Consider the following 21,194-nt stretch of genomic DNA (forward strand, 5'->3'; position numbering starts at 1 on the left):
GTCGTGGGCCGCAATCAATCGAAGAGGAGTCCCTCATGTCGAAAGCCGCGAAAACCGCAGAAACCATCGAATTCCCCACCTTCGACGCCGAGAAGGCGACCGATCAACTCCGCTCGTTCGCCGAAAAGAGCCTCGAGCAGTCGAAGGAAGCCTATGCCAAGTTCAAGGCCGGCGCCGAAGACGCGCAGAAGACGCTGGAAACCAGCTTCGAGACCATGAAGCAGGCCGGCGACGAAGTGTCGCTGAAGGCGATCTCCGCCATGCGCGCCAATGCCGAGGCCGGGTTCGGTCATCTGGAGGCGCTGGTCGGCGCCAAGACCATCTCGGAGCTTGTCGAACTGCAGACCAGTTTCATGCGCAAAAATGTCGAGATGATGGTCGATCAGGCCAAGGACATGCAGGCCGTGTCGTCCAAGGCCGCCGAGGATATCGCCAAGCCGGTCAAGACCGCGTTTGAGAAGACCATGAAGGACATCAAGGCGGCCTGACCGGGAAAACCGGCCGGCGCGCCGCGCCGCAGATCCCTTTGCGGGCGCATTGTCGAAAAAGGCCGGTTCAGCCGGCCTTTTTCATGCGTCCAAACGGCATGCCCGCCCTTGCATTCGCCGGAATTTGACCGTATTGCACACCAGCCTTTCGCAAGAGGCGCCGTGCGGTTGTAGCTCAGTTGGTTAGAGCGCAGGATTGTGGCTCCTGAGGTCGGTGGTTCGAATCCACCCAACCGTACCATTTTTCCCCGGTCCGTTCCGGACGCATGGGGGTCCATTTCATCGCGACGACATTGCTAACACTTTCAGGCCGAAAGGATTTTTGGCCTGACCGGTCCGGCGCGCCGTCTCCCGGGCTTCGGCGCGCGCCCGTATTCGGCGCCGCCATAAAGAAAAGGCCCGCCGGGGAGGATCGGCGGGCCTTCTAACGTCGGACGGCGCGGTATGGGAGGAGGAGGATCGCGCCGTCCGCTACCGGCGGGCAGGGAGGAGGAGGCCCACCGGAATTTCGGATCTAAAGGGTTCTGCGCGCCACCACCGGGATCTCGGCGCGGTTGAGGCCGATATCGTGCAGTTCGCGGTCGCTGAGGCGATTGAGCTCGTTCACCGCATGCCGGTAACGGCGCCAATTGCGATAATTGTGGATCAGGCTCACGGCGATTGACCTTTCTGCGTCTCAAATCTGATAGCCGGGAGATAGGTGTGCGCTGCACAAACAAAAGCCCCGTTTGTGCATGGCAGGATTGCGCGCCGTGCAAGCCGGACTTGCCGTGCAAAATATCGCGCCTGGCACATGGACCGGTGCCGGCGTTGGCGCGGCAGGTTTTGTCGGCTCTATTCGAACAGAGACCCCTGGCCGGCCGGGCCCGGTTTTTCACGCGGCGGGTGCGGCTTGCGGGCTTTCGGCCGCTCGCCGCCGACGATCACGGCGTCGGCGGCTGCATCGGCGAAGCGCAGCGACACCTGATCGCCCGACGCAAGCCCGGCGGCGCGTTTGACCGGCCGGCCCTTCGCGTCGCTGACCAGGGCGAAACCGCGATCGAGCACGGATTTGTAGGACATGCTCACCAGCAGGCGCTCGGTGTGGGCGAGGCTGTTCCTGCGCTGCTCGATGGTCAGCGCCAGCGCACGGTCGCGGCGGCGCGCAAGGCCCGACAGGTTCTCGCGGGCGGTTTTGACCCGGCGCAGAAGCGGATCGAGCCCGAGCCGGGCAAAGGCGGCGGCCAGCCCTGTGCGGCGTTCGCGCAACAGCGCGTCCTGGGCACCTGGCATGCGCGTGGCGGCCAGCGCCACGGCCCGGCGGGCCTCGCCAAGCCGCCTTTCGAGCGCGACCGTCGTCAGGCGCAGTCCGCGCAGGCGTAGCCGCTTGCTGTCGACATTGACCTGAAGGCCGCGCCCCAGCCTGGCGGCCGCCTCGTCGAAGCGTCGCCGCGGCAGGGCGAGAAGCTGGTCGGCCGAGGGCAGGGCGCGGGCGGCGGCCCTGAGCGCCTGGCGCTTGCGCTCGCCCGCGCGCGAGATCGCACCGGCATGCCGGGCGGCCAGGCTGGCGAGCGTGGCTTCCAGCTCGGCCTTGACCGGCACCGCCATCTCGGCCGCCCCCGTCGGGGTGGGCGCGCGCCGGTCCGCGGCGAGGTCGATCAGGGTCCAGTCGGTTTCGTGGCCCACGGCCGAGATGACCGGGATCTGCGAGGCGGCGACCGCGCGCACCACCGCCTCGTCGTTGAAGCCCCAAAGATCTTCCAGGCTGCCGCCGCCGCGCGCCACGATGATGATGTCGGGCCGGCCGGCCCCGGGCGGGAGCCCATTGAAGCCGGAAACGGCGTTCGCGACCTCGGGTCCGGCGGTTTCGCCCTGCACGCGCACCGGCCAGACGACGATATGGAGCGGATAGCGATCGGAAATGCGATGCAGGATGTCGCGGATCACCGCACCGGTTGGCGAGGTGACGACGCCGATGACGCGCGGCAGATAGGGCAGCGGCGCCTTGCGCATTTCGTCGAACAGGCCCTCGGCGGCGAGTTTGCGCTTGCGTTCCTCCAGAAGCGCCATCAGCGCGCCGGCGCCGGCCGGTTCGAGACTGTCGATGACGATCTGGTATTTGGACGAGCCTGGATAGGTGGTGAGCTTGCCCTGGGCGATCACCTCCATGCCTTCTTCGGGCTTGATCTTGAGGCGCGAGAACGTGCCGCGCCAGACAACGGCCTCGATGCGGGCGCGCTCGTCCTTGAGCGCGAAATAGGCGTGGCCGGAGGAATGCGGGCCGCGATAGCCGGAAATCTCGCCGCGCACGCGCACATGGCCGAAAGCGTCTTCGACGGTGCGCTTCAGCGCGACGGAAATCTCCGAAACAGTGAATTCGGCCGCATTGGTCGGGGAATCGTTCATGACCCCATTCGCGGGATCGGCCGTGGCCAAGTCAAGACCGTGTGAGCGGTGCGGTGTGGTCGAACGGCCGCGGCTGGCCGCATTGCCGGGGTTTTGCTGGTCCTTGCCGGTGCTGCTTGCCCAGCCGACAACCGCGCGTTACCGGTGGTGGAGGGGCCGCGCCGACGCGGCCGTCACCGAGCAAAGGAGGGCACCGGCATGAGCGAACGCGCCCTGTGGCAGTTGAGCGCCTGTGAACTGGCCGAAGAAATCGCGGCCAGGCGGATTTCGGCCGAGGAAGCCGTGACCGCCAATGTCGAACGCATGCGCGCGCGCAACGGCGCGATCAATGCCGTGGTCGACGATCTCGGCGAGGCGGCGATCGACGAGGCGCGCCGGCTCGATGCGACGATGGCGGCGTCGGGCGCGCCGGTCGGCCCGCTGCACGGCGTGCCGGTGACGATCAAGGAAAACGTCGACCAGAAGGGCCGCGCGACCCCGAACGGGGTGACCGCGTTCAGGAACATCATTGCGCCGGACGACGCGCCGGTGGTCAAAAACCTGAAAAAGGCGGGCGCGATCGTGATCGGGCGCACCAACACGCCCGAATTCTCCTTCCGCGCCACCACCGACAACGAGCTGCACGGGCGGACGCTCAACCCCTGGGCGGACTGGGCCTCGCCGGGCGGTTCGTCCGGCGGCGCCTCGGCGGCGGTGATGTCGGGCATGGGCGCGCTCGCCCATGGCAACGATATTGGCGGATCGCTGCGGTTCCCCAGCGCGGCCACCGGCGCGACCACGGTCAAGCCCGGTCTCGGCCGGGTGCCGGCCTACAATCCGTCGGCCAAGGCCGAGCGCGGGCTTCTGGCGCAGATCATGTCCGTGCAGGGCGTGATCGCGCGCGAAGTGCGCGACGTGCGCGCCGGGCTGAAGGCGCTGATCGCCTACGATCCGCACGATCCGTGGATGGTGCCAATGCCGTTCGAGGGGCCGGTCGAGACCGGCCCGCTGCGCGTGGCGGTCACACGCGACACGTTCGAGTTCGATCTGCATCCCGCCGTCGAACAGGCCATCACCAAGGCGGCCGACTGCCTGGCCGATGCCGGCTACGAGATCGTGGAGATCGACCCGCCGCTGGTGCGCGAATGCGGCGAAATCGGCTACCGCGCGCTGATGGGCGAGGTGCGCGCGTTGTTGGGGCCGGATATCGACAAATATGGCAGCGACACGATCAAACGCATCTTCGAGGACTATTTTTCGTTGTTTGCGCCGTTCGAAGGCACGGAACTGCTGGCGGCGATGGCCAAGCGGGCCCATTTCACGCGCGAATGGCTGGTGTTCATGCAAGATTATCCGCTGGTGCTGACCCCGTTCCTGACCGGGCCGGTGTTCGGCTGGAACCGCGACGCCGAAGGCGTCGACGGCGCGATGGAGGTGCTCGGCAAGGCGCATTATTCCTTCGCGATGAATTTCATGGGCCTGCCGGCCGGTAATATCGCCGCCGGCTTCCATGACGGCCTGCCCATCGGCGTGCAGATCGTCGGGCGGCGCTTCCGCGAGGATATGGTGCTGGACGCCTGCGAGGCGGTCGAGGCGGGCGTCGGCGTGATGGCGCACAAATTGTTCGCGCGCGGGTCGTGAGGTCGCGTCACGCCTTGCCGGCATCCTCATCGCGGGCGAGTTGGACGAGCGCGCCGACCGATCCCAGCTCCGCGAGTTCGGGACGGCAGCTCAGATAGACCTCGGCTCCGAGATCGGCGTCGACCTTCAGGCGCAGGGTCGACAGCCGGGTGTCCCGGCCGACCTCTCCATCGAAGACCACGCCGAGGCCAAGGCCGGCCGCGGCCGCCTCCTTGACCATTTCGCGGCTGCCGAGGCTGGCGGCAATGCGCGGCTTGATACCGGCCTTGCGCATGGCGTTCATGAAGACGGCGCGGGTGACCGACCGTTCCTCGCGAACCAAAACCGGCCATCGCTCGAGCATTCGCGGCTCGATTTCGCCCTCTCCGGCCAGAGGGTGATCGGAGCGGGCGACGAGGACGAGGTCCTGGCGTCCGAGCGGCAGATTGAAAAGCTGTTTGCGGCAGGCGAGCTGCGAGGTGACGATGACGTCGACCCGGTTGCCGTCGAGATCGTCCATCAATTCACTGGTGTTGCCGTCCTGCAGCGTCAGGTCGATGCCCGGATAGCGGCTTGAATAGAGCGCAAGCAGGCCGAGGATCGTCGCCGGCGTCGAAACGCCGACCCGCAACTGGCCGCGCATCAAGGTGCGGGTGGCGGCGACGCTGTGCTGCATCTCTTCGAGCAGATGCAGGACGCGCGGCACCAGGCCGAGCAGGTGCTGGCCTTCCGCCGTCAATTCCACGCGCGTGCCGCCGCGCAGGAACAACAGCGCCCCCAGCGCCTCCTCAAGCCCCTTGATCTGCACCGTGACGGCCGGCTGGCTGACGCCCAGGTGCTGGGCGGCCTGGGAAAAGCTGCCGGTCTGGGCGACGGCATGGAAGGCGCGCAACTGGGTGAAATTCATCGGGGCCGTTACCTGTTTGTCATAAACGAATTTCATAAAACGGTCATCGCAATTTACTAACCATTATCACGCCTTCCCCGCAAGGTGCCTTTTTCGACAGGAGCGCGCGACCCGCGCCTTTGTCCTCTCAACTGGAGCAAGCCAATCATGAAAAACGGATTTATCGGCCTTTTCGCCGCCGGTGCGATGGTCGCGCTGTCGTCCACCACGGCGCTCGCCACCACCCAGGTGCATTTCTGGCACGCGTTCTCGCCCGACATCAAACTCGGCAAGGTGCTTGCGCGCTATGCCCAGGAATTCAACGCCAGCCAGGACGATTACGAGATCGTGCTGACCTACAAGGGCACCTATGACGATACCATCAACGCCACCATCGCGGCCGTGCGTGCGGGCAAGCAGCCCGCCATCGCCCAGGTCCATGGCCCGGCCGTGCCGACGCTTATCTTCTCCGACGCGGTGGTGCCGGTCGACACCGTGATGGCCGATGCCGGCTACACGATCGATTGGGAACGCTTCATCGAACCGGTGATGGCGATGTACCAGTTCGAGGGCAACCAGATGGCGATGCCCTTCAACACGTCCACGCCGCTGATGTGGTACAATGCCGACGCGTTCGAGAAGGCCGGCATCGCCGAGGTGCCGGCGAGCTGGGACGATCTGGATGCTGCCGCGCGCAAGCTCAAGGATGCCGGCTACGAGTGCCCGGTGACCTCGTCGTGGCAGGAATGGATCGTCCTGAAAAACTATACGTTCATCGAAGACCAGCCGTTCGCCAGCAAGGCCAACGGCATGCAGGGCCCCGACGCCGAACTCACCTTCAACAAGACCCGTTTCGTCGATCACCTGGACCGTATCCAGGGCTGGATCAAGGACGGGCTCTACGAATATCAGGGCCGTCAGTGGACCGGCGCGCACCAGGCTTTCTACAATCAGCGCTGCGCGGTGCTTCTGGAAAGCTCGGCCGGGTATGGCGGCATCTCGCAGAACGCCAAGTTCGATTTTTCCGCCACGCTGCTGCCGGTCGAAGCCGACAACGACACGCCGCGCAACTCCTTCATCGGCGGTGCCGGCCTGTTCTTGATGAAAGGGCTCGACAAGCCCGTCTACGACGGCGCGGCCGCCTTCTTCAACTTCCTCGCCAGCCCCGAGATGCAATTCGACTGGCACCGGAATTCCGGTTACGTGCCGATCACCGTCGACGCCTACGAACTGGCCAAGGAGAAGGGCTATTATGACGAGTTTCCGCATCAGGAACTCGCCATCAAGCAGCTGATGCGCGAGCCGAGCGACAATACGCGCGGCATTCGTCTCGGCTACATGGTCCAGGTCGACGAGATCATCAACGAAGAACTCGAAAACGTCTGGTCGATGAAGAAGAGCGCCCAGGAGGCCGCCGACGACATGGTGCGCCGCGGCAATCCGCTGCTCAACCGGTTCGCCAAGACCATCGAATAACCACAGCGGCCTCGCCGTCCTCACGCCGCCGCCGCGCCGCTTCCGGCCGGCGGCGGTTCCTCCTTTGTATTTGGAAATATCCATGTCGGGTCGTGACAAAAAGGTCGTCTTCAAGGGACGCGTGCTGCCCTGGCTGCTGCTGGCGCCGCAGCTTGTGGTGCTTGCGGTGTTTTTCTTCTGGCCGGCGGGCGAGGGGATCGTGCAGGCGTTTTTCCTGTCCGATCCGTTCTTCAACACGATGATTTTCGTCGGGTTCGACAATTTCCGCGATCTTCTGACATCGCCGGAATACTGGGATTCCATCCGCGTCACGCTGGTCTTTTCGCTCGCCACAACCGCAACCGCGATGATCATGGCGTTCGCGCTGGCGGTCGCGGCCGACCGTGTTTTGCACGGCTCGATGGTGCTGCGCTCGCTGGTCATCTGGCCGTATGCGGTGGCGCCGGCGATCGCCGGCATGCTGTGGCTGTTTCTGTTTCACCCGGCGTTCGGCGTGCTCGCCCTGGCGCTCAGGGGGCTCGGCATCGACTGGGATCCGTTGCTCGACGGCACCGACGCGATGGTCCTGATCGTCGCCGCGGCAGCCTGGAAACAGGTTTCCTACAATTTCGTCTTCTTCTTCGCGGGCCTGCAGATGATCCCGCGCAGCCTGATCGAGGCGGCGGCGATCGACGGCGCCGGGCCGATGCGGCGGCTGCGCGATATCGTGCTGCCGCTGTTGAGCGCGACCACCTTCTTCCTGCTGGTCATGAACGTGATCTACGCCTTTTTCGACACGTTCGGCATCGTCGACGCGGTCACCGAGGGCGGTCCCGGCGGCGCCACCCGCATCCTGGTCTACAAGGTCTACAAGGACGGTTTTCAGGCCCAGGACTACGGCTCGTCGGCCGCGCAGTCCATCGTGCTGATGGCGATCGTAATCGTGCTGACATTCCTGCAATTCCGCTACGTCGAACGTCGCGTCAACTACGCCTGATGGGATCATGATCGAACATACACCCCGTTTCGACGCCGTCTGCTGGCTGATCCTCGCGATCGGGTTGGTGGCGATCTTCTTGCCGGTCTACTACGCCTTCGTCATCGCGTCGCAGCCCGACAGCGCGCAAAGCCTCGACCTCATGACCCCGCCGGGCGGCTATTTGTGGGAGAATCTGCGCGCGGCCTGGACCAAGGACGATCTGCAGCGCCAATTGCTGAACTCGACGGTGATGGCGCTCGGCATCACCGCCGGCAAGCTGGCGATCTCGCTGCTTTCGGCCTTCGCCATCACCTATTTCCGCTTTCGCTTCCGCATGGTCGCGTTCTGGGCGATCTTCATCACGCTGATGCTGCCGGTGGAGGTGCGGATCGTACCGACCTTCGAGGTGGTGGCCAATGTCGCCCGGCCGTTGACGTCGATCATCTCGCTGGCGGGCATCGATATCGGGCTCAACTTTTCCATGCTCGACACCTATTCCGGCCTGATCCTGCCGCTGATCGCCTCGGCGACGGCCACTTTCCTGTTTCGCCAGTTCTTTCTGGTCGTGCCCGACGGGCTGTGCGAGGCGGCGAAGGTCGACGGGGCGAGCCCGATGCGGTTCTTCTTCGACATCCTGCTGCCGATGTCGATCACCTCGATCGCGGCGCTGTTCGTGATCCTGTTCATCTATGGCTGGAACCAGTATTTGTGGCCGCTGCTGGTGACGACGCAGGCCGACATGACCACGGTGGTGATCGGGGTCGCGCGTACCCTGCCGACCGACAATGCCGACACGCGCTGGAATTTGACCATGGCGACGACGCTGCTGGCTATGGCGCCTCCCGTTTTGGTGGTGGTGCTTTTGCAGCGCTGGTTCGTGCGCGGTCTGGTCGACCAGGAAAAATAGCGCTCCGGTCTTACCAGACCGGCAGTGCGCCGGGCCGTTGGCGGCGCGTGCGACCGGGCGCCGGCGCGGCGAAATCGAAGCCCGCGTCGTCCCCGGCGGCCGGCAGCGAGATGTTGTCGAGGCTTTCGGAGACGTGGCGAGCCAGCGCCTCAACGATCGCCGGTTGCGCGGTCTGGCCGCGAATCAGGCCGATGCGGCAGTCGGGCAGGGCGCCGAACCCGTCATTTTCGCTCAGAATCCGCATACCCGGCCGCAGCGCGCATTCGGGCAGCACCGACACCGCCAGTCCGCTCAGCACGGAGGCGATGATGACGGTCGCGGACCAGCTCGTGAACAGGATGCGGTAGTCGCGCTCCATGCGGTCGAGCACGTCGATGGCGGCGCGGCGCCACAGGCAGGACGGCCGTCCGACCGCCAGCGGCAAAATATCCTGTTCGTGCACGCAATGGTTCGATGAAGCGACCCACAAAAGCGGCTCGCGCCGCACGACCTGGCCGACGCCCTTTTCATCGTCGTGCGTTACCAGGGCGATGTCGAGCGTGCCGCGCCTGACCTGTTCGATCAGATTGACCGTCGGTTCGCAGACGACCGACAGCTCCACGCGCGGGTTGGAGCGGGCGAAGCGGGCCATGATCTCGGGCAGGAAGCGATCGGCGTAGTCGTCCGGCGTGCCGATGCGCACTTGGCCTTCAAGGCTGCGCTCGTCGAAGGCGGCGATCGTCTCGCGGCTGAGGCGCAGCATGCGCCGGGCATAGGCCAGCAGCCTTTCGCCGTCTTCCGAAAGTCGGTTGACGCGACCGTTCTTTTCGAACAGCGGCCTGCCGATCCGCTCCTCGAGGCGCCGCATCTGCATCGACACCGCCGACTGGGTGCGGTGGACCTCCTCGGCGGCGCGGGTGAAGCTGCCGGTGTCGGCAATGGCGATGAAGGTCTGAAGCTGGTCGAGGTCGAGCGGGGCGGCCATGATGTTACCCATCAGATGTTTTGATCCTAAAGATTAGAAACATTCGTTCGACTAATCAATTGCCGCGTGCGAGACATGCCGCGTCCCGTTGAACGGTGCGACGCTTTTGCAAGTGGCGGTGAACGATCACCGCGCGAGCGGATGCGCACGTTCGGCGCGCAGGAGAACCGCCATGACCACGACCGACCACGAGACGATGTCCTTTGCCTCAGCCACCACCCGACCGCGGGTCGTGGCGGCAGCGCTCAATCGTTTTGCCGGTTGGGTAGGACGGCAGTTCCGCGCCTGGAAGAACCGTCGCGAAATCTACCGTCTCGGCGAGATGACGGATGCCCAGCTTGCCGATATCGGCCTGGTGCGCGGCGATCTTCACGTCGCCTATCAGGTGTCGGGCGGCGTCGATCCGACCTCGGTTCTCGGCACCATGGCGCAGGCGCGCCGCCGCGAGATCGAACGCGGTGCGCGGCTGGTTTCCTGACCGACTCGAACCGTTTCCCGCAGGCTAGACACTCCCGCCGGCTTTCCCCCCGGCCCTTGCCTGCCCACTGCCCGGCCTCTCACCCCGCGGAGGCCGGGCTTTTTCTTGCCCTCCCGCAGGCCGGTTGCGGGCAGGCGGGGCGGCGCGCCGGCCTCAGCGATGCCGGTCCATGCCGCGCAGGAACTGGTCGAATACCGATTCCATGCTTTTTTGATAGTCGTCGCGCGTCTGACGGCCGGTTTCGAACATGTCGCCGAAAAGATCGTCATAGGGCGTGCGCGGCCGGCCGCTCGGATTGGCGCGCGGGCGGCGCCTGGCCGGCTCCGGCGCCTCGGTCCTGCGCGGCTGCGCACCGCGCATCATCTCCTCGAAGATGCGCCCGAGCGGATTGTCGGCCTGTGCCTCCCGCCCGTCTTCGCGCGTCTGCGGTCGAGACGGGGGCTGTTGCTGCATGGCGCCGCCGAACATGTCTTGCAGCACCTTGCCGAACGGGTTGTCGAAGGGAGAGGGCGCGGCCTGCGGGTGCGGCGGCTGGCGGGGGGCGGTGCCGCCGTTGCCGGCGCCCTGGCGCATCATTTCGGCGATGATCTCGCCGAGCGGATTGCCGGAACCGCCGAACCCGGCGGCGCCGAAATTGGGCTGCACCGACTGGGCGCGGACGTCGCCGTCCAACTGGCCGGTCGACTGCTTGAACAGGCCCCCCATCACCATGGCGGCGATGACGGGCAACATCTGCCTGAGAACGTCCTGGCCGAGGCCGGTCGCCTGGGCGGCCTGGGCGGCGACGGCGCGCGACAGCTCCTTGGAGCCGAACAGATGGCCGAGAATGCCGTTTCCTTCCGCGACGCCCTGCGCGGAGAAGGCGTTGGCGGCGTCGTCGAAATAAGGCGCGTGGCGACCGGAGGAGAGCGCGGACAAAAACGCGCCGACGCCGTAGGGATCGGCGGCGTTGCGCTTCAGGCCCTGGCTGAAGGCCGGCAGCAGCGCCTCGAGCGCAAGTTGGGTCTGCTGCTGGCTCAAGTTGAACTGACGGGCCAGCAGATCCATGGCCCGCCCGTTCTGGGCGTTGGCGATCATGTCGTAGAGCGGCAGCATGGCGGTCTCCGGAGCGTTCTTGGCCCTCGGAGCCTATCCCAATATGGGTGACGCGCAAACGGTCTCGGCGGCGGGCCGATCAAGGGCCGGCGCGGGCGACCGGCGCTCAGTAAGCGTATTCGAGGAAGACCGGCTCGATCGAGCCGCCCCAGCGGGTGTGGAAGGCGTCGATCATTTCGTCGGCGGACGTGGTGCCGCGCGCCACCACCTCGTCGAGCGGCGACAGGAAGCTGGTCTCGTCATAGCCGTCATGGTTGCGCAGATTGCGGTTTTTCAGCCCCATATGCGCGATCGCCAGCACTTCGCGCGCCATCTCGCGCAGGCTGTGGCCGCGGAAACTGGCGTCGATCCCCTCGCGCGGGACGGCGTCCCGCATCGCGCCGACCTCCTCGAACGACCAGTTCGCGGTGAGCGCCTCGGCGGCGTCCAGCGCCGCCTCGTCGTAGAGCAGGCCCACCCAGAAGGCGGGCAGTGCGCAGATGCGTCGCCACGGTCCGCCATCGGCGCCGCGCATTTCCAGAAAACGCTTCAGGCGCACATCGGGAAAAAGCGTCGACAAATGGTTGGCCCAGTCGCCCATGGTGGGCACGCCGTCGGGAACGGAATTCCTGAGCGCGCCGTCCATGAACTGGCGGAAGGTGACGTGGGTGCAGTCGTGGTAGCGGCCGTCGCGGATGATGAAATACATCGGCACGTCGAGCGCCCATTCGACATAGTCGGCAAAACCGAACTCGGGCGAAAAACAGAACGGCAGCAGGCCGGAGCGCTGATTGTCGGTGTCGCGCCAGATCTCGCCGCGCCAGGATTTAAGCCCGTTGGGCTTGCCTTCGGTGAAGGGCGAGTTGGCAAACAGCGCCGTCGACAGCGGCTGCAGCTTCAGCGACACCTGCATCTTGCGGCGCATATCGGCTTCGCTGGAAAAATCGAGATTCACCTGGATGGTGCAGGTCCGGTACATCATGTCGAGGCCGTGGCGGCCGACCTTGGGCATGTAGGCCGTCATGATGTCGTAGCGCGATTTCGGCATTTTCGGCGTTTCGGCCAGCGTCCATTTCGGGCTGCCGCCGAGACCGAGGAAGCGGATGCCGAGCGGCTCGGCGATCTGGCGCAGCTGGGCCAGGTGGGCGTTTCCTTCCCGGCAGGTCTGGTGCAGCGTCTCCAGCGGTGCGCCGGAGAGTTCGAACTGGCCTCCGGGCTCGAGCGAGATCGCGCCGCTGCCGGTCGGCTCCACCAGGCCGATAATATTGCCGGCGTCGACGATCGGCTCCCAGCCGAGCACCCGCTGCATGCCTTCCAGAAGCGCCTTGATGCCGTTCTCGCCGCCATAGGGCACCGGGCTGTTGCCGTCGGCGTAGAAGGGAAATTTCTCGTGTTCGGTGCCGATGCGCCAGTCGGCGCGCGGCTTGTTGCCCGCGGCAAGGTAGTCGACGAGCTCGTCGACGGTTTCGATCGAGCGAATATCGGTCGTGTCACGCGCCATGAAAGCTTCCCAGGCAAGGATGTGGCCGAATTCGCGCCGGCGGGCGAGTGATGGCCGAGCCGGCAGGCGCAATCAAGCAAAAAAACCTGACCGGTGGTTCAAAGGCGCTTGATCGTCGGGACGCTTAGCGCGTCCATTGCCCGATATCGTCGCTTTCGCCGATCAGCGCCAGACCGTGGGCGATCGAGAGCAACTCGCCCCCGCTTTCGACGCGCGCGGCGTCGAAGCGGCGCGAAAAAATGGCGCGCACGGCCGGGACGAAGGAGCTGCCGCCGGTGAGGAAGACCTTGTCGACCGCGTCGGCCGGGGTGTTGGTGGCAGTCAGCACGTCGTCGAGCGCACCTTCCATGCGCGCCAGGTCGTCGGCGATCCAGGTCTCGAAGTCGGCGCGACGGACGGTCTTGCGGCCGGCCGGGCCGAGCGGGGGGAAATGGAATTCGGCCTCCGTCGCCTCCGACAGCGCCATCTTGGTTGCCGCGATCGCCTGGTAGAGCGGATAGCCTTCGTCATAATCGATCAGGTCGACGAAAAGCTGGAGTTTTTCCGGTTCGGTCGCGTGGCGCAGCAACGATTTCAACTCGGCGAATTCGCGCGTGGTCTTGAAGATCGAGAGCTGGTTCCAGCGCCCGAAATTGGCGAAATAGCTGGCCGGCAGGTCGAGCAATTTGCCGAAACTGCGAAACTGGCTGCCTTTGCCGATTTCCGGGGCGACCAGCCTGTCGATCAGGCGGTAGTCGAAATGATCGCCCGCAACGCCGACCCCGGCATGACCGAGCGGCACGGCGCGCACGGCGCCGGCATGATGTTCGAAGCGGATCAGCGAATAGTCGGTCGTGCCGCCGCCGAAATCGGCGACCAGCACGGTGGCATCGCGCGTTAGCTGCTGGGCGAACCAGTAGGCGGCGGCGACCGGCTCGTAGATAAAGTGGATATCGGGAAAGCCGAACCGGGCGAGGGCGGCCTGATAACGCTCGAGAGCCAGGCGCTCGTCAGGGTTCGAACCGGCAAAACGCACCGGCCGGCCGACCACCAGCCGGGCAATCTCGGCGGGCCAGGCGTCGCCCGCATAGGCTTCCAGCCGACGCAGGAAAGCCTCCATCAAATCCTCGAAGGAATGGCGCTTGGCGAAGATGGTGGTGGCCTGAAAGACCGTACTGGCCGCGAATGTCTTGATCGATTGCAGGAAGCGGCAGTCGCCCGGATGTTCGATGAACAGCCCGATCGCGGCCTCGCCCGCCTCGATGCGCAGCGACTGCGTGCTGCGCCCCTCCTTCATGAAGGCAAGCGCGGTGCGCATGGCGTCGGTCGTGCCGGCGCTGGAGCGAAACGGCAGCGAGTGCGTGGCGGTGCCGGACGGGTCTGCGACCGCAAGGACGGAGTTGGTCGTGCCGAAATCGAGCCCGAGCGCGCGTGCCATGGCCGGCGTCAGTCCTGTCTGGAGTGAGGTTGAAGCGACGCGGCGGACACGATGCGCGCCCACCTGCCAGGAGAGGGTTCTGGTCGCACGGCCGGCGGGCGGTTGGCAAGCGTGCCGGAGGAGAATTCCGGCTTGCTGAACCTGCCGTCCGGCTGTCGCGTCCGCTCAGATTGCGTCGGGGCGCGTCAGCTTTGCGGCGGTGGGCATGTGCCGATCGCCAGGCCGAGCGCCCCTTCGGCAGGCCATGGCTTAGCGCCAGTCGCCGATCGTTGCCTGAATGACGGCCAGCGCCGCCACGGCGGCGGTGTCGGCGCGCAGGATGCGCGGACCGAGCGGGATGGCGGTAACGAAAGGCAGGGCGTGCAGGGTGCGGCGTTCGGCGTCGGAAAAACCGCCTTCGGGACCCACGATCAGCCCAATCCGCTCGGTCTCAAGCGCCTGCAGGGCGGTCAGCGGGTTGTTGGTTTCAGCGCTCTCGTCGCAGAAGATCAGCCGCCGTCCGGGGTCCCAGTCGGCAATAAGCCGGTCGAACTTGACGGGGGCGTGAACGGGGGGCACGGCAAGGATGCCGCATTGCTCGGCCGCTTCGAGCGCGTTGGCCCTGAGCCGCTCGATACCCGGCTTGTGCATCTGGCAGTGCTGGGTGATGACCGGGGCGAGCGCGCCGGCGCCCATTTCCACCGCCTTTTGCACCAGGTAGTCGAGCCGGCCCTTTTTCAGCGGCGCGAAACAATAAAGGAGATCTGTAGGCGCGGGTTGCGGCCGCGTCTGCTCGATCAGGGACAGGCTGGCGGATTTCTTGCCGCTTGCGGCAAGCCGGCCCCGCCATTCGCCGTCGCGTCCGTTGAAGACCAGCAGTTCGGCGCCCTCGCGCATGCGCAGAACATTGAGCAGATAATGGGCCTGGTTCGGGCTCACCGCGACGGTCGCCTCAGGCGTCAGATCGGCGTCGAGGAACAGCCGCTGCATCGTATAGTTGGCACGCATGGGCGAGCAATGCGCGTGCCGGCCGCGGCGGTCAAGAGCGGTTCTGCCCGGTAAAGACGCGCGCGCTGCGGCTGCGACCGGCTACGCGGCGAGGCGCTCGACGCGGTTGCGGCCGGTCTGCTTGGCGCGATAGAGCGCGACGTCGGCCCGGCGCAGCATCGTCTCCAGGCCGAGCCCGGCATCGTCGTGCCAGAACCAGCCGACGCTCACGGTGATGGTGAGCGTGTGCTCGCCGGTGGTGACGGGTTCCGCCTGGACGGCGATGCGAACGCGCTCGGCCGCCTGCTCGGCCTCGTGCGCGGTGGCGCCGTGCAGATGAACCGCGAATTCCTCGCCGCCGATGCGCGCCACCAGCGCGTTCCGACCCGCCACCTCCTCCACCACGCGGGCGCAGGCGCGCAGGACGGCGTCGCCGGCGGCATGGCCGTAGCGGTCGTTGACGCGCTTGAAGCGGTCGATGTCGAGCAGGAGCACGGCCTGGCCGGCATTGCCGTCGCGGCGCATCCGCGCGGCGACTTCGCGCTCGAAGGCGCCGCGATTGAGCAGTTCGGTCAGCGAATCATGCGCGGCGGCGTGACGCAGTTTCGCCGTGGTCCGTTCATAGGCGATCGACAGGGCGAAGGCGCCGCTTGCCGGCGTGTGCAGCAGCGCGATCATCAGGTGCAGCGTGAGCATGGCGTCGTAGGGAAGATAGGCGTCGAAACCGTCGCCCACGAACAGGCCCTGCACCACCCGTGCGGCGAAGGACAAGGACAAGAGCGCGTAGGCGGCGACCAGCCCGTAGCGCGACGGCAGCTGGTCGGCGCGGTCGCGCCAGAACTCCCAGGCGGCCGCGCCGGCGAGCGTGGCCAGAAGGATGTTCACGATGCTGTAGATGGTGGCATAGGAACCGGCGACCGGCGGAATGGCGCACAGGACCAGGAACAGGACGGTCGGCGCCCAGGTGCTGCGCGCGGGGCTGGCGCGCCCGCTGAACTCGCGCGCGGCGCGCCAGCGCAGGCCGAAGCCGGCAAGCAGCAGCCCGTTGGGTACGATCATCGACAGTGTCTCGGGCAGGCGCGCGGGGATCATGAAGAACACCAGCGCCGCGGCCAGCAGCAGATTGCCGGCACACCAGGAGTGCCAATAGGCCTGGTCGGGATTGCTGCGCCTGGCGAAATGGAAGGCGACAGCCATCAAGGCGAGCACGACGGCATTGGCGGCGAAAAGCGTAAAACTGTCCAGCCCCACCATGCCCTCCGTAAAATGCGTATCTGTTCGTCCGGATGCAGCAGATTTACGCGGTCCGCCCTACCGTCACGTTACGCGGCATGGTTTCGCGGCCGTTAAGCGGTGGGTGCTGCCGAAGACCCCGTGCGGGCGGTTTCGTGCAGGACCGGTTTGTAGCCGGCCTTGAGCGCGGCGAGCGTGGCCGGCGGCGTTACCAGGCGCAGCCGTGTATCCGGACGGCTCGAAAAAGCCGGCGCGGGGCCATATCCGGTGAAGCTCCAGCGCCGCAACGCGCCGCCGACAACCAGCAGGGCCTGCTTGTCGTGCGCCACCATGGCGCCGTCGGGCAGGGTGCGGACGGCGTCGCCCCAGACGGATAGACGTTCGTGCGGCGGGGTCAGGCGCTCGCGGTGGAGGAGGGCGTCGATTGCCGGCGCACGCGCCGCGTCGAGGCCGTTTCCGGCGGCGAAGCAGGAAGCGAACGTTGTGGCCTCCTCGCGGCGGCAAAAGAAGCACGGTCGGTGGCCGGCGGCCAGCGCGGTCGCCTCGTCGAGAAAAAACAGTTCGGTCCAGCCGGCATTGCCGGACGGCGCGTTGCGCCCCATCACCACGCGCCGGCGGCCGCCAAACGCGCATGAACACACGATCCAAGCCTTGGTGGTCCAGCGTTTGGCCGTCAGCGTCCTGGTCTCGGGGTCGTGCAGGATGCCGCGATTGCCGGTAAAAAGCCCGCGCGCGGCCGTGGCCCGGATTTGGCCGAAAGGATCGACGCGGTTCTGCAGCGGCATGTCTTCGTTTCCCCGATCGCGATCCGGCGTTTGCGTCTGAGCCGGGGCATGGTATCGCTGGGCGACGTCGCTGCCACCCGAATTCGGTTCTATCCCGTCCGATGCGCGTTCTCGTCGTCCAGAATTTCGATGAAACCAGCCTGGGACTGGTCGCGCGCGCCCTCGCGGAAGCCGGGGCGGAAATCGAGGTTTGCCGAACCTTCGCCGGCGACCGCCTGCCCGGAACGGAACGCGGGCATGACGGGCTCGTCGTTCTCGGCGGTGCCCAGAACGCGCTCGACGATGAAAACCATCCCTATCTGCCGCAGCTTGCCCGTCTGATGCACGATTTCGTGGTTGCCGATCGGGCCGTGCTCGGCATCTGCCTTGGGGCGCAGGTGCTTGCCCGGGCGATGGGCGGGCGCAACCTGATTGGTGCGGCGACCGAATTTGGCTGGCGGGTTGTGGACCGGACGCGGGATGGCGACAGCGACCCCGTGTTGCGTGTCGCGCCGGTCCGGTTCCCGGTCTTCGAATGGCACGACGACACGTTCACCCTGCCGCCGGGTGCGCTCAGGCTGGCCAGGAACAGCGCGGCCGAAAACCAGGCCTTCCGCGTCGGTCGCGCCGGCTACGGCATCCAGTTTCATTTCGAGGCCGACAGGGCGCTGGTGCGGCGCTGGAACGCGGTGTTTCGCGAGGATCTCGCCGAAAGGCAACCGGACTGGCCGGCCCGGTTCGAGCGCGAAGCCGAACGCCATGGGCCGGCGGCCGACGCGGCGGGGCTTGCCCTGGCACGGGCCTGGGCGAGCGTGATCTGACACGTCATCGAAGCTGCCGCTGGGCGGACGCGTTGCGTGGCATTTTTGATACGCCTTCTTCACCCGCATGTGGAACGCTTCACAGAAGACTAGCCCCGGACGGGTTAGCGCATTAAGGGCATGGCTCTCCTGCCGGGACCCCGCCGGAGGGCGGCGTCGCGAGGGTGGAGACAAAGGCCTGTTACATATTTCTGATTTTCTGCAACCGAATCGTAACCACGATCATTTTTAATACGAAGAAAGACAACAGAGACGATGACGCCCGTGAAAGCTGCGCTCCTTTCCTTCCTCATGCTCTCCGGAATCGCGATCTGGGGGATCGGCATCTATTCGGCCGACGCCCATTCGGGCCATCTCGTCACCGACGGCTACGGCGTCGGCGCTGGCCGGAACTGATCTTTTAATCCGTGCGGGCTTCCAGAAGGCGCTTTTCGTGCCCGTCCACGACAAAGGCCGTCAGGCGCCCGCTGGCATAGGCGAGCGTGTCGACATTGACGCGGTTGGGCATGATTTCGGCCTCGTCCTGCGGCGTGTGGCCGTGCACCACCACTTTTTCGTGCAGGCCGGCATGGCTCAGGAACGGCTCGCGGATCCAGATCAGGTCATGCGGATCCTGGTCGGCAAGCGACACCCCGGGCCTGATGCCGGCATGGCAGAAAAAGAAGTCGCCGAACGCGACCGAGCGCGGCAGGCCGTCGACAAAGTTCCTGTGGGCTGACGGGACCGCGACTGCGAGCGCAGCGCGGCTTTTCTCGGCCGCGGCCGGGTTCGAGAAATCGGCTGCGATCCCGTAGGAGCGCGCCGTGTCGATGCCGCCATAGCGACTAAACAGGCCGCTCGTGTCGCCATCGTCGAGAAACGTGCGGAAATTCGTGTCGTGATTGCCGGCGAGGGCGACGATACGCGGGTCCTCCGCCATGCGCTCGGCGAGAAAGGCGAGAACGCCCTTGGAGTCGGGGCCCCTGTCGACATAGTCGCCGAGATGGACGATGCGCCAGTCGGCCGGCTTGTCGCGCATCAGTTCGGCGCGGATCTGGCCGTGCATGGCGCGCAGCAGGTCGAGCCGGCCGTGCACGTCGCCGATCGCGTAGAGCCGGATGCCGTCCGGCGCGGCGGCGTCGAGGAAATGCACGCCGGTCACGACGGCGGCCTCAGCCGACGACGATCAGGTGCAGCGCGCGCGGGCCGTGCGCGCCGAGAATGATCTTCTGCTCGATGTCGCCGGAGCGTGACGGGCCGGTGACGAAATTGAGGGTGCGCGGCATGCCGCCCTTGCCGAATTTGCGCCGCAGGCCGGAAAGCACGGTTTCCAGGTCGCCGGCAATGTCCTTGGCGTCCACCACCACGATATGATGCTCGGGCAGGAAATTCACCGTGGACGGATTGTCTTTGCCCGACAGCAGCGCCACCGTTCCGGTTTCCGCGATGCCGGCGAAGGCATGGCTGACGCCGACCTCGTCGAAACCGTCCGACGGTCCATATTTCAGCTCCAACGATTTCAGCTTGTCCCAAGGCATCGCCTTCAGCCGGCGGTCGGCGCCCATGCGCACGGAGGCGGGCAGGTTTTTGGCGCGCAGATAGTCCGAGACCGTTTTCGGCACGCGCTCGGGCGAGCGTACGCGCGTCACGCTGGCCGCCACCGCCTCGGCCATCTGGCAGAACAGCTTGACCTTGTGGGCGTCGCTGCCCTGGCCGCGCTCGGGCACGATGCCTTTCGGCGGTTTCGCCAGCCGCTTCGCGACCGTCTCGCGCCGGGTTGCATCGTCGGCCCCGGCGCCGAGCGTCTTGCGCAGCTTGCCCATGATCGCATCGCGCGCACTCATGCCGCCGCCCTCTGCTTGCCGCTTTCGCGTTCGCGCCATTGCTGCATGAAGGTTCGCGACTCCGGAGCTGGCAGGTCGCGGTGCCTGGTCCAGCCGCCGGCCAGAGGCAGAAACGAGAACCGCTTCTTGCGCCCGCCGAACAAGGCAAGCAGCGGGATCGCCATCGAGGTGACAAAATTATAGAGCCGCGGACGCTTGGCGAAGGCGGCCCAGATTTTCAGGCCGTAGCGCTGGGTGGCCGGGTTGAGGCCGCGCTCGAATTCGCGCTCGCGCCAATGCCGCATCATCTTGGGCAGGGGGATGCGCATCGGGCACACGCTTTCGCAGCGGCCGCAGAAGGTCGAGGCGTTGGGCAGATGTCCGCCCTTGTCGACGCCGATCAGCGAGGGGGTGAGAACCGCGCCCATCGGACCGGGATAGACCCAGCCATAGGCGTGGCCGCCGACGGCGTGGTAGACTGGGCAATGGTTCATGCAGGCGCCGCAGCGTATGCAGCGCAGCATGTCCTGGAACTCGGTGCCGAGCATCGAGGTGCGGCCATTGTCGAGCAGGATTACGTGATATTGCTCCGGTCCGTCCGGATCGCCCTTGCGGCGCGGTCCGGTCGACAAGGTGGTGTAGACGCTCATGTCCTGGCCGGTCGCCGAACGCGCCAGCACGCGCAGGATCTGGCTGACATCGTTGAGCGTCGGCACGATTTTCTCGATCGAGGCGATTACGATGTGCACGCGCGGCAGCAATTGGGTCAGGTCGCCATTGCCCTCATTGGTGACGATCACCGAGCTGCCGGTTTCGGCGACGAGGAAATTGGCGCCGGTAATGCCGACCTCGGCCTCGAAATATTGGGCGCGCAGTACGCGGCGCGCCTCGTCGAGCAGGGTTTCGGGTTCGGTCAGGTCGCGATCGTCGGGCAGGTAGTCGTGGACGCGGCGGAAATCGGCTTCCACCTGATCCTTGTTCACATGCACGGCCGGGGCGATGATGTGGCTGGGATGCTCGTTGCGCAACTGAATGATGTATTCGCCGAGATCGGTTTCCACCGCCTTGATGCCGGCGAGCTGCAGGAAATCGTTGAGCGCGATCTCCTCGGTGATCATCGATTTGCCCTTGGTGACCGTGCGGGCGTTTTGCATGCGGCAGATGTCGAGAACGATGCGGCGCGCGTCCTCCGCCGTTTCGGCCCAGTGCACATGGCCGCCCGAGTCCGTCACCTTCTGTTCGTAGGCCTCCAGATAGAGGTCGAGATGGGCGAGCGTGTGGTCCTTGATGTCGCGTGCGGCGTCGCGCAGCGCGTCGAACTCGGGCAGCGCATCGGCGGCTTTGCGGCGTTTGTCGATGAAGCCGGCGCGCACATTGCCGAGCGCCTTTTGAAGCTGGGCGTCGTGGAGCGCGTGGACCGCGTTCTGCTTGAATGTCGGTGAAGTGACTTCCATGGCGTTCGGCCCCGTGGATGG

Annotated in this window: 21 protein-coding genes and 1 tRNA gene; 9 read left to right on the forward strand and 13 right to left on the reverse strand. The window is 66.1% G+C overall.

The features are described from left to right. Positions 1 to 35: 35 nt before the first annotated feature. Positions 36 to 488 carry a phasin gene (locus EP380_RS16125; RefSeq protein ID WP_106570729.1) on the forward strand — a complete coding sequence of 151 codons (453 nt, stop codon included), beginning with the start codon at positions 36 to 38 and terminating at the stop codon, positions 486 to 488. A 164-nt stretch (positions 489 to 652) separates the two neighbouring features. Beyond that, positions 653 to 729: transfer RNA gene (locus EP380_RS16130), tRNA-His, on the forward strand. 273 nt (positions 730 to 1,002) lie between these two features. On the opposite strand, the gene EP380_RS16135 is transcribed toward EP380_RS16130, so the two are convergent. Beyond that, a complete protein-coding gene (locus EP380_RS16135; RefSeq protein WP_106570728.1) occupies positions 1,003 to 1,143 on the reverse strand; it encodes a DUF1127 domain-containing protein in 141 nt (46 codons plus the stop codon). Positions 1,144 to 1,322: 179 nt separating this feature from the next. Further along, complete coding sequence (gene xseA, locus EP380_RS16140) at positions 1,323 to 2,873, reverse strand: exodeoxyribonuclease VII large subunit (protein ID WP_127599343.1); 1,551 nt, start codon at positions 2,871 to 2,873, stop codon at positions 1,323 to 1,325. A gap of 198 nt (positions 2,874 to 3,071) precedes the next feature. Here xseA and EP380_RS16145 point away from each other — a divergent pair, with 198 nt between their 5' ends. Then, positions 3,072 to 4,493 (forward strand): amidase family protein, encoded by a 1,422-nt coding sequence (locus EP380_RS16145; RefSeq protein ID WP_106570726.1) that lies wholly within the window; start codon positions 3,072 to 3,074, stop codon positions 4,491 to 4,493. A gap of 7 nt (positions 4,494 to 4,500) precedes the next feature. Here EP380_RS16145 and EP380_RS16150 read toward each other — a convergent pair whose 3' ends face one another. Further along, positions 4,501 to 5,415, reverse strand: coding sequence for a LysR substrate-binding domain-containing protein (locus tag EP380_RS16150; RefSeq protein WP_106570725.1), 915 nt, complete (start codon positions 5,413 to 5,415; stop codon positions 4,501 to 4,503). 111 nt (positions 5,416 to 5,526) lie between these two features. On the opposite strand from EP380_RS16150, the gene ugpB reads away from it, so the two are divergent. The 3 genes from ugpB (at position 5,527) to EP380_RS16165 (ending at position 8,699) form a co-directional block, all read left to right on the forward strand. After that, positions 5,527 to 6,834: a sn-glycerol-3-phosphate ABC transporter substrate-binding protein UgpB gene (gene ugpB / locus EP380_RS16155; RefSeq protein WP_127599344.1), complete on the forward strand. Its 1,308-nt coding sequence runs from the start codon at positions 5,527 to 5,529 to the stop codon at positions 6,832 to 6,834. An 82-nt stretch (positions 6,835 to 6,916) separates the two neighbouring features. Further along, positions 6,917 to 7,810 carry a sn-glycerol-3-phosphate ABC transporter permease UgpA gene (gene ugpA / locus EP380_RS16160; protein ID WP_106570723.1) on the forward strand — a complete coding sequence of 298 codons (894 nt, stop codon included), beginning with the start codon at positions 6,917 to 6,919 and terminating at the stop codon, positions 7,808 to 7,810. Between the two features lie 7 nt (positions 7,811 to 7,817). Further along, on the forward strand, positions 7,818 to 8,699 hold the full coding sequence (locus tag EP380_RS16165; protein WP_106570722.1) for an ABC transporter permease subunit: 882 nt from the start codon (positions 7,818 to 7,820) through the stop codon (positions 8,697 to 8,699). A gap of 10 nt (positions 8,700 to 8,709) precedes the next feature. Here the strand turns inward: EP380_RS16165 and EP380_RS16170 are convergent, their stop codons facing one another. Beyond that, on the reverse strand, positions 8,710 to 9,663 hold the full coding sequence (locus tag EP380_RS16170; protein ID WP_106570948.1) for a LysR substrate-binding domain-containing protein: 954 nt from the start codon (positions 9,661 to 9,663) through the stop codon (positions 8,710 to 8,712). 172 nt (positions 9,664 to 9,835) lie between these two features. Here EP380_RS16170 and EP380_RS16175 point away from each other — a divergent pair, with 172 nt between their 5' ends. Continuing rightward, the gene (locus EP380_RS16175; RefSeq protein ID WP_106570721.1) at positions 9,836 to 10,141 is read left to right on the forward strand and encodes a DUF1127 domain-containing protein; all 306 of its coding nucleotides are present in this window, start codon (positions 9,836 to 9,838) and stop codon (positions 10,139 to 10,141) included. Positions 10,142 to 10,294: 153 nt separating this feature from the next. Here the strand turns inward: EP380_RS16175 and EP380_RS16180 are convergent, their stop codons facing one another. From EP380_RS16180 to EP380_RS16205, 6 genes are all read right to left on the reverse strand, one after another. Continuing rightward, entirely contained in the window at positions 10,295 to 11,236 is a 942-nt protein-coding gene (locus EP380_RS16180) for a DUF937 domain-containing protein (protein ID WP_127599345.1), read from the reverse strand. A 106-nt stretch (positions 11,237 to 11,342) separates the two neighbouring features. Further along, a complete protein-coding gene (locus EP380_RS16185; protein ID WP_127599346.1) occupies positions 11,343 to 12,716 on the reverse strand; it encodes a glutamate--cysteine ligase in 1,374 nt (457 codons plus the stop codon). A 124-nt stretch (positions 12,717 to 12,840) separates the two neighbouring features. Next, positions 12,841 to 14,133 (reverse strand): Hsp70 family protein, encoded by a 1,293-nt coding sequence (locus tag EP380_RS16190; RefSeq protein ID WP_127599347.1) that lies wholly within the window; start codon positions 14,131 to 14,133, stop codon positions 12,841 to 12,843. A gap of 249 nt (positions 14,134 to 14,382) precedes the next feature. Continuing rightward, a complete protein-coding gene (locus EP380_RS16195) occupies positions 14,383 to 15,120 on the reverse strand; it encodes a 16S rRNA (uracil(1498)-N(3))-methyltransferase (RefSeq protein ID WP_106570717.1) in 738 nt (245 codons plus the stop codon). An 81-nt stretch (positions 15,121 to 15,201) separates the two neighbouring features. Continuing rightward, positions 15,202 to 16,353 carry a GGDEF domain-containing protein gene (locus EP380_RS16200; RefSeq protein ID WP_127599348.1) on the reverse strand — a complete coding sequence of 384 codons (1,152 nt, stop codon included), beginning with the start codon at positions 16,351 to 16,353 and terminating at the stop codon, positions 15,202 to 15,204. A 92-nt stretch (positions 16,354 to 16,445) separates the two neighbouring features. Further along, complete coding sequence (locus tag EP380_RS16205) at positions 16,446 to 17,117, reverse strand: hypothetical protein (RefSeq protein WP_127599349.1); 672 nt, start codon at positions 17,115 to 17,117, stop codon at positions 16,446 to 16,448. 101 nt (positions 17,118 to 17,218) lie between these two features. On the opposite strand from EP380_RS16205, the gene EP380_RS16210 reads away from it, so the two are divergent. Together EP380_RS16210 and EP380_RS23885 are read left to right on the forward strand one after the other, a co-directional pair. Beyond that, entirely contained in the window at positions 17,219 to 17,917 is a 699-nt protein-coding gene (locus EP380_RS16210) for a type 1 glutamine amidotransferase (RefSeq protein ID WP_127599350.1), read from the forward strand. Positions 17,918 to 18,181: 264 nt separating this feature from the next. Then, entirely contained in the window at positions 18,182 to 18,313 is a 132-nt protein-coding gene (locus tag EP380_RS23885) for a hypothetical protein (protein ID WP_275069011.1), read from the forward strand. A gap of 4 nt (positions 18,314 to 18,317) precedes the next feature. On the opposite strand, the gene EP380_RS16215 is transcribed toward EP380_RS23885, so the two are convergent. Genes EP380_RS16215 through EP380_RS16225 form a run of 3 tightly spaced genes read right to left on the reverse strand, consistent with a single transcriptional unit; the run spans position 18,318 to position 21,173 of the window. Beyond that, on the reverse strand, positions 18,318 to 19,058 hold the full coding sequence (locus EP380_RS16215; protein WP_127599351.1) for a metallophosphoesterase: 741 nt from the start codon (positions 19,056 to 19,058) through the stop codon (positions 18,318 to 18,320). A gap of 10 nt (positions 19,059 to 19,068) precedes the next feature. Further along, positions 19,069 to 19,740 (reverse strand): LutC/YkgG family protein, encoded by a 672-nt coding sequence (locus EP380_RS16220; RefSeq protein ID WP_127599352.1) that lies wholly within the window; start codon positions 19,738 to 19,740, stop codon positions 19,069 to 19,071. Next, entirely contained in the window at positions 19,737 to 21,173 is a 1,437-nt protein-coding gene (locus EP380_RS16225; RefSeq protein ID WP_127599353.1) for a LutB/LldF family L-lactate oxidation iron-sulfur protein, read from the reverse strand. The genes EP380_RS16220 and EP380_RS16225 overlap by 4 nt, the downstream gene beginning before the upstream one ends. Positions 21,174 to 21,194: the final 21 nt, after the last annotated feature.

Source organism: Nitratireductor alexandrii (assembly GCF_004000215.1).
In the GTDB taxonomy this organism is placed as follows: Bacteria; Pseudomonadota; Alphaproteobacteria; order Rhizobiales; family Rhizobiaceae; genus Mangrovimarina; species Mangrovimarina alexandrii.